Origin of the sequence: Micromonospora yasonensis (assembly GCF_026013475.1) — a bacterium.
GTDB classification, from domain to species: domain Bacteria; phylum Actinomycetota; class Actinomycetes; order Mycobacteriales; family Micromonosporaceae; genus Micromonospora; species Micromonospora yasonensis.
This window is the reverse complement of sequence record NZ_JAPDPH010000382.1, coordinates 1-3,523: the sequence shown is the minus strand read 5'-3', so window position 1 is coordinate 3,523 and position 3,523 is coordinate 1. Positions and strand designations below refer to the sequence as shown.

The following is a 3,523-nucleotide window of genomic DNA, read 5'->3' as shown; positions in this document are numbered from 1 at the left end:
GTCCCGCCCGCCGGACCGGCAGTCCTGACCCCGCCGACGTACCCTTTCGACCGTCAGAGCTACTGGCTCAGCGCCGCCCCGAGCGCCAGCACGCACCACCTCGGACTGCGGCCCAGCACGCACGCCCTCCTCGGCGCCGCCCTCACCACCGCCACCGGTGGCGAGGAGCTGCACACCGCGCAACTCTCCACCCGTACCCACCCCTGGCTGGTCGACCACACGGTCGGCACGGGCTGCCTGCTGCCGGCAACCGCGTTCGTGGACATCGCGCTGCACGCCGGAGCAGCCACCGGGCACCCGCACCTCGACGAGCTCACCCTGCACGGCCCGCTCGGCCTCGGCGAGCAGCCGACCGACCTCCAGGTCGCCGTCGGCGCCCCGGACGAGCGCGGCCGGCGGACGTTGACCGTCCACTCCCGGCTGTCCGACGCGCCCGCCGAGGTCACCTGGACCCGGCACGCCACCGCCGTCCTCGACGCCGGCACCGGCGAGCCGGACCAGGCACCGCTCACGGCCTGGCCGCCGGCCGGTGCCACCCCGCTCGACGTCAACGACCTGTACGGTCGGCTCGCCTCGCTCGGTTACCACTACGGGCCCACCTTCCAGGGCGTACGCCGGGCCTGGCGAGCCGGCGACGACCTCTACGCCGAGGTCGCGTTGCCCGAGCCCGCCGCCACCGACGGGTACGGGATCCACCCCGCGCTGCTGGACGCGCCCCTGCACCTGGCCGTCGACGCGCTCGTGGCACGGGAGCCCGGCCGACTGTGGCTGCCCTTCTCCTGGTCCGGCGTACGTCGGATCGGGCCCACCAGGACGACCAGCGCACGGGTCCGGCTCACCTGGCGGGGGCCGCACGACATCGGGCTCACCGTCCACGACGACAGCGGGCGGGTGATCGTCTCGGTGGACTCGCTGGCCTTCCAGCCGGTCACCGCGGCCCAGCTCGACGCGAGCCGGCAGACCTACGACGGCCGCCTGTGGCGGTTGGACTGGGTGCCGGTGGCGCTGCCGGCCGGGCCGGCCACCACCGACCGGTGGGCGGTCATCGGTGCGCCCCTGCCCGGCGGGGAACTGCCCGGCTACCCCGACCTCGACGCCCTCCACCGGGCGGTCACCGGCGGGGACGTTCCCGTGCCGGAGCAGGTGATCGTCGCGTTGCCCGCGCACCGCGCCGACGACGACGAGGCCGAGGTGCCGGCGGCGGTGCACGAGGTCACCGAGCGGCTCCTGCACACGCTGCAGACCTTCCTCACCGAGCCGACCTACGCCGGCACTCACCTCACGGTGCTCACCACCGGGGCGGTCGGCGCCGAAGAGCACGACCGGCTGACCGACCTACCGGCCGCCACCTGCTGGGGTCTGGCCCGTACCGCCCAGACCGAGCACCCCGACCGCATCACCCTCATCGACACCGACCACACCCCGGACAGCCTGCGCGTCCTCCCCGCCGCGATCCTCAGCCCACATCCGCAGCTGACCATCCGCGCCGGCGCGGCGCACACCGTCCACCTGGCCCTCGACACCACCGCACCCGCACCCCGACCGTTCGACGCTGCCGGCACCACGCTGATCACCGGCGGCACCGGCACCCTCGCCCAGCACACCGCCCGCCACCTGGTGGCACACCACGGCCTGCGCCACCTGCACCTCGTCAGCCGCCAGGGCCCGCAGCACCGGGACGCGCCGGCACTCGTCCACCAGCTCACCGGCCTCGGCGCCACCATCACCATCACCACCTGTGACACCACCGACCGGGACCAACTGGCGGCGGTGATCGACCACATCGACCACGGCGCTCACCCGCTCACCGCGGTCATCCACACCGCCGGAGCCCTGCACGACGCCACCCTCACCAACCTCACCCCGCGGCAGCTGCACCCGATCCTGGACCCCAAGGTCAACGCGGCGTGGCACCTCCACCAACTCACCCGCCACCACCGGCTCACCCACTTCCTCCTCTACTCCTCCATCACCGCCACCCTCGGCACCCCCGGCCAGGCCAACTACGCCGCCGCCAACACCTTCCAGAACGCCCTCGCCGAACACCGCCACCACGATGGGCTCCCCGCCACCAGCCTCAACTGGGGCTTCTGGGTCGACTCCAGCACGCTCACCGCGCACCTGGGCGCCGCTGATCTCCACCGCCTCGAGAACGCCGGCGTCACCCCGCTGTCCACCCCGCACGCCCTCACCCTCCTCGACACCGCCCTCAACTCCGGCAACCCCACCACCATCACCGCCCACCTCAACCCGGCACGGCTCCCGGCCCACCTCACCCGCCCCCGTAGCGGCGGGAACACCGGCGGGGGGCGGTGGCGGGAACAGCTCGGCGGCCTCCCGGAGGCGGCCCGCGAGGAGGCGGTCCGCGAGCTGGTAGGGGCCACGGTGGCGACAGTGCTCGCCCTGCCCGCCCCGTCGGCGGTGCCGCTGGACCGGGCGTTCAAGGAGCTGGGGTTCGACTCGCTGGTGTCGGTGGAACTGCGGAACCGGCTGAGCGCCGCCACCGGACTCCGCCTGCCGGCGACGCTGGTCTTCGACCACCCCACCCCGGCCGCGGTGATCGATCACCTGCTGACCCGGGTCTCCGCCGTACCCGACGGGGTGGGCCCGGCGGCGGTCGCGCCCGCGGCGACGGCGGCACCGGACGACCCGGTGGTGATCGTGGGGATGGCCTGCCGCTATCCCGGTGGGGTGAGCAGCCCGGAACAGCTCTGGGACCTGGTAATCCGCGACGGTGACGCGATCGGTGGGTTTCCGGAGGACCGCGGCTGGGACCTGGCCGGGCTGTACGACCCCGACCCGGCGCGGACCGGGACGACGTACACCCGGCACGGCGGTTTCCTGTACGACGCGGCGCGGTTCGACGCGGAGTTCTTCGGGATCAGCCCGCGCGAGGCGACCGCGATGGACCCGCAGCAGCGGCTGCTGCTGGAGACCGCGTGGGAGTGCGTCGAGCGGGCCGGCATCGACCCGACCGGCCTGCGGGGCACCGCGACCGGCGTGTTCACGGGCGTGATGTACGACGACTACGGAGGGCGGATCCAGCGGGCGCCGGAGGGCTTCGAAGGTCACCTGCTGACCGGCAGCATCAGCAGCGTCGCCTCGGGCCGGATCGCGTACACGCTGGGCCTGGAGGGGCCGGCGGTCACCGTGGACACGGCGTGCTCGTCGTCCCTCGTGGCGATGCACCTGGCCGCCCAGGCGATCCGCAACGGCGAATGCGACCTGGCTCTGGCCGGCGGCGTCACGGTGATGGCGACTCCCACGGTGCTGGTCGAGTTCAGCCGGCAGCGGGGCCTGTCGCCGGACGGCCGGTGCAAGCCGTTCGCCGCCGCCGCCGACGGCACCGGCTGGGGCGAAGGCGTCGGCCTGCTGCTGCTGGAACGGCTCTCGGTGGCCCGGGAACGCGGCCACCAGGTCCTCGCGGTCATCCGCGGCTCGGCGGTGAACCAGGACGGCGCCAGCAACGGCCTCACCGCACCCAACGGGCCCTCCCAGGAACGCGTGATCCGCCAGGCCCTCA

Annotated in this window: 1 protein-coding gene; it reads left to right on the top strand. The window is 74.2% G+C overall.

What is annotated here, in order from left to right:
• Positions 1–3,523, top strand: a 3,523-nt coding sequence (locus tag ONA70_RS35355) for a type I polyketide synthase (RefSeq protein WP_319959632.1), incomplete at both ends; no start/stop codon positions are given.